Below are 5,363 nucleotides of genomic sequence, written 5' to 3'. Positions count from 1 at the left end.
GCTAACCAGCGGATTGTCAGGTTTCGGGTTTCAGGTTTGAGGTCTTGCCCATACCCCTTGCCAATAAGGGTTGCTGGCTCATCTCTCACTTCTCATCTCTTTCTTCATGCCCCATGCTCCTTATCACTCATCTCTCATCTCTTACTTCTCATCTCTCGCTCAGACTTTCCAGGCGTTCAAGCCGGGCGTTTACCGTGGTTTTTAGTTGCAAGATCTCCTCTTGCAGTTCCTGGTTTTGTTTCACAAGTTCTTCAATCTGCTTTTGCATAAAAGCGATCTCTTCTTGTTGTTCCTGAATGGCTTTAATGTTTACCACAGAAAAGTTGTGATAGGCAATGCCTAGGTTTCCGTTGTTCTCGGAAACAAATTCAGGGTAAATTTCTTTTACCTCCTGGGCAATCAACCCATAGGAGACATCCTCTGAGTCAGGATTTGATTTAAACCTGAATGTTACCGGGTTTAGCTGCATGAGCTTGCTTAATGCAGAATGGACTGGATTTATGTCCGTTTTCAGGTTACGGTCGGAAACATAATGGTATTCAGCCGTGGCATGCTCTATCCACGCCCGGGTATTGCTGCCATTATAATCAAAGACGAGGTCGTTATAACTGTTGATCTGTATGCTCCACCAGTAAGTGTTGTCAGGCCTTTCAAGGCGCAGTCCGTTTTGGAAACCGTTTCCTGCTTGTTTTACATGTAACCGGGATCCTGGGGTTGATGTTCCAATACCAACTCTGCCATTTTCATCAAGAGTCATTACTGTCTTATCATTTGTTCCGAATTTAAGTGGCCCGTTTTCATAATTATACAGCCATCCCATCGTTCCCGAAAGGCCAATCAGTAATCCATCAGTTCCTCCCTGTCCGCTACTACTATTGAAATAATGGGCAAAAGTTGATGAAGTACCACCATTAACACAAAATGGACCAACAGGGTCACTTACACCTATACCCAATCTTCCTCCTGGAGGAACAGTGAGATCACCATCTGATTTTATCAATAATCCTTTGGCATTGCTATTAAAGATTCTGAACTCGTCATATGCAAGTCCTACGGTAAACTTCTGTTCACCCCCTTTCTTAAAGTTTATGAATGAATAATTGCTTGCATAGCTTCCCTCCATATCCAAAGTCAGGTATGCACCATTGGTTGCTGATTTTACCATTAGATGGGAATTTCCTGAAGGTTTATTTATTTCCAGATCGTAAACTGGGTTGTCTGTTCCAATGCCAACAGTTCCATTTCCTCTAATGGTGAAGATATCCTGGCCTGAAGAGCCATTATAATACCAGAGGTTCATTCTGGAATCATTGTCATTGTCTGAACACAATGCAGCCCACGTAAAGTATTTTGTTGGGATGGCTGTGTTTTTAAATGTCAGTCTGGCATAGTCTCCTTCACTCTCTTCAAGCATTAAGTGTGGATAATCAGCATTGCTGTTGACTTTAATGTGGACTTTTGAGTTTTCAGGGAATGCCCCGATCCCCACATTGCTGTTCTGAATATTCAGAACGGGAACCAGGTTGGGTGTATCGTAAAGGGTGAACAGATCCTCCCCGGTGCCCCAAAGGTCATAACCGATGGCAAATTTTTCGGTTGATCCCTTCCAGAAGGTTATTTTCTGAACATTACTGGCTTCTGTTGAAGTATTATTCAACCGGATCTGTGGGATGGCGGAGGATGCTATCTCAAAATTACTGCGGGGATTTGTAATGCCTATTCCCACATTCCCCGAATTAAAATAGATATGATTTCCGTTTTGCTGCCATAATGCCATTCCTTCTGAATCTTCTCCTGGAGACCATTCAGATCCATTCCATTTTAGCACCTGTCCGGCAGATGCGCCCTGCTGTGCAATTTGAAGGGGCCAAAGCGAAGAGCCAGTGCCGGAAAGGCTGGCATTGGTTACCAGGTTGACCTCTTCGGCCTGAAAGGCAAATCCTACACTGGAGAATTTGGTGCGCGGGCTCATCTCGGCCTCGGTGCCCACCTGGATGCCCAGCCAGCGGTCTGCATCCTGGAAAAGATCAGCGGCGAGCTGAACGACTGATCCAAGGGTGACCTGGAATAATCCATCCGTCACCTGGACGGTTTGGGTTTCAGACCAAAAGGCGGTACCACCCGTTGCCGACTCATATAAGGAAAAAGTGATGTCCAGGCTGGCGTTTACCGGATTGCCTTCCGGGTCAGCCAGGCGACCCTGAAAATCGATCATGGGAGGAGCAATCAAGATTTGCGGGTCCTGGGCCATGAGGCCGGTGGTCCACACCAGGATCATGGCGAAAAGCAAAGTTGGTTTCATAGGTTTAAAGTTTAAGGTTTAAGGTTTAAGCCTGCCTGCCGGCAGGCAGGGTTCAAGGTTTAAGGTTCAAAGTTTGGGGTTTTGAGTTTGGGGTTTTGATTGTTGGTCGTCAGGTGTTTGTGGGATTTTTTGTGTCAATTTGTGTTTTTTTATTTGTGTGGATTCGTGGACTTTCTTTTCTCTTAAGTTTCATAAGTCTCTAAAGTCTCTCACTTCTCTCCTCTCACTTCTCATCTCTCGCTCAAGCTCTCCAGTGCCTTTTCGAGGCGTTCGAGGCGGGCATTGAGCTGTTGATCGTTGTTTTTGAGGGTATCGTTTTCGGCCCGGAGCCGATCGTTTTCGGCTTTCAGTTCCTTGATGGCCTCTGCCATCACGGGAAGGAGTTTCACGTAATCAATGGACTTGTAACCCTCAGCATCGGTTTTTACCAGTTCGGGAATGACCTGCTCCAGGTCCTGGGCAATGAAACCGAACTGGATGCCTTCTTCAAAACCCATCTGGGGGAATTCCTCCTGCTTCCACACGTAGCTGACTCCCTGCAGCTGTATCAAGGCATTCAGCCCGTAAGGAATGGGTTGTATGCGGGTTTTCCAGCGGCGGTCGCTGTGATAAAGGGTAGTGCTATTCCCGATGGTTCCCCTGACATCCAGCTTGTAATTGGGTGCTGTGGTGCCGATTCCAACATTTCCATCATTGGTTAGGGACATTCTGTCGCCCAGGCAATAGAACACCAGGTCGTCATTGCCATTGACATATAGGGCATGCACGGTGCTTCCCCGTTTCAGGTTTAATTCGGGAGCCTGGGCAGGCGATTCCACCAAGATCCTGGGGTTTGCCTCCCCAAAGATATGCAGGGGCCGGGTCGGGTTGATAGTGCCAATGCCGACCATCCCATTATCGGTTATTACCATTCTGTCGCTGGTACAACTGAACACCAGGTCCTGATTTCCATTGACATACATGGAATGCAGGGTGCTTCCCCGTTTCAAGTTTAATTCGGGAGCCTGTGCAGGGGATTCCACCAGGATCCTGGGGTTTGCCTCGCCAAAAACGTGCAATAAACGGTTTGGGGCTGTAGTGCCAATTCCAACCATTCCCCCTATCCCTATTTCACCACTTACATTTAGTCCACCGGTAATTCCGACTTCACCATGCAGATATAAACGGGAGTCCCCATAGATACTAAACATGTTTTTCCCTTCAATGCCATTGTTGAAATTGATATGGTATTGCGACAAGGAATTGGATTCTTGTGTCGTGGCTGCAATAACCCAGTGTTTTTCAGGAGCCAGCAAGGTTCGGAAGGATATCCTGGAAAATCCATCCGTTTCAGTGAGGAATACATGAGGAAAATTATCTACGGAATTGCCTTTTATTTCAAGCATTCCTTCCGGGGTGGTGGTGCCAATACCTATATTGGCATTATTGCCAAGGATCACCGTATTGGAATGCGTCAGCATGACATTGGCTCCCAAAGCCGTGCTGTTGGCAATGTTCCCATCGGAATAACCAGTATTTGCCCCGATGAAAGTATTATTAACATTGTTTAAAAATTGGGTGATAATGCCTGCATTCCCCGAATGATAACCTATGGCCGTGTTACTATCAGATTTATTATGACTAAGGGAACCTCCGCCAATAGCAGTATTTCCGGAACCTGAAGCATTAACCATTAAGGCTTCATAACCCATGGCCGTATTATTATTTCCACTCAAGTTGTTGTACAATGCATAACCTCCCAAAGCGGAATTATTTACACCATCCTGGTTATAATACATTGAAAAGTTTCCGCAAGCCGTGTTTTCATCACCAATGGTGTTTGAGAATAGCGATTTGGAACCAATCGCGGTATTGCCTAGTCCATGATGGAGTGCACTTGCCCCCAAGCCATTATTATACAAAGCACTATCCCCAACGGCGACCAGGTTGCTCCGGTCGGTGTTTTGAAACAGGGCCTTGGCTCCAATGGCCACATTGGCGTAGGCTGTCGTGTTATTGTTAAGGGCATAGTTCCCCAGGGCGGTATTGTAACTTCCGGAAGAATTAAAGGCCATTGTATGCTGCCCAACCGAGGTATTTCCATGACCCCCGATATTATTTGGGAGGGCATACTGGCCCAGGGCTGTGTTGTTATTTCCGATTGTGTTAGAATACAGAGCTCCCTCGCCCGTTGCAACATTATTCTCTCCGGAGGTATTGTTAGACAATGAATTGAAACCAGTTGCTGTATTTTTTTTGCCTGTTGAATTAGAAGAAAGCGCTTGTGTCCCAATTGCAGTATTATCATGCCCGCTGGTGTTTGAAAACAGTGCATGATATCCAAAAGCTGAATTTTTTATTCCTGAAAGGTTGTTTAATAAAGAAGCGTTGCCCATGGCCGTATTATACAAACCTGACTCGTTGAGTGAGAGAGCGCTGTTGCCAAGGGCCGTATTTTCCAAATGACCTCCTCCGCCTTTTCCAATGGTTAGATCGTTTATCAAGGCATCCCCTTCAGCCACCTCAAGTTTGGCCTGCGGGTTTTCTGTGCCGATGCCCACGTTTCCGGTTCTTCCTACCGGTTCTGAGGGTATGGGGTCTCCAACCCAGGTGGGATCACCTTCCGGGGCCTGCAAGGCATAGCCCACGCTGGAGAACTGGGTACGCGGGCTCATCTCGGGTTCTGTGCCGATTTGCATTCCCAGCCAGCGTCCAGGACTGCCGGCAAAATGATCAATGTGCAAGGGGTTGATTTCACCCAATTTTACCTGGAACAGCCCCTCGCTTACCTGTACGGTTTGGGTTTCAGTCCACAGGGCAACGCCTCCTGAAGGAACATCATACAGTGAAAAGGTCATGTCAAGGGTGGCACTTACCGGGTTGCCATTTTCCAGGTGCAGCCGCCCCTGGAAATCGATGGTGGTGGGGACCGCTTTAGCGGTTTTGTCGTTTTCATCTTCCCTGACCAATTCCTGGGCCAGGATGCCGGTGCCCCATACCAGGGCAAGGGCGAAAAGGATGGGCGTCTTCATTGGTTTAAGTTTTTTTGTTGTCATTCCTGCCTGCTGGCAGGCAGGGTTAT

The 5,363-nt window shown here is 47.2% G+C and carries 2 protein-coding genes; both read right to left on the bottom strand.

All coding sequences use genetic code 11. The features are described 5' to 3' along the window. Positions 1-148: 148 nt before the first annotated feature. A complete protein-coding gene (locus V2I46_06080) occupies positions 149-2,302 on the bottom strand; it encodes a tail fiber domain-containing protein (GenBank protein ID MEE4177062.1) in 2,154 nt (717 codons plus the stop codon). Between the two features lie 230 nt (positions 2,303-2,532). Continuing rightward, on the bottom strand, positions 2,533-5,313 hold the full coding sequence (locus V2I46_06075) for a tail fiber domain-containing protein (GenBank protein MEE4177061.1): 2,781 nt from the start codon (positions 5,311-5,313) through the stop codon (positions 2,533-2,535). Between the last annotated feature and the right edge of the window lie 50 nt (positions 5,314-5,363).

This window comes from Bacteroides sp. (assembly GCA_036351255.1).
Classification (GTDB): Bacteria; Bacteroidota; Bacteroidia; order Bacteroidales; family UBA7960; genus UBA7960.
The sequence above is the reverse complement of the archived record's forward strand: the minus strand, read 5'-3'. Positions and strand labels throughout refer to the sequence as shown.

Excerpts from the sequence above, each read along its gene's own strand:
- V2I46_06080 (MEE4177062.1), bottom strand. The coding sequence starts at position 2,302 with ATGAAACCAACTTTGCTTTTCGCCATGATCCTGGTGTGGACCACCGGC.
- V2I46_06075 (MEE4177061.1), bottom strand. The coding sequence starts at position 5,313 with ATGAAGACGCCCATCCTTTTCGCCCTTGCCCTGGTATGGGGCACCGGC.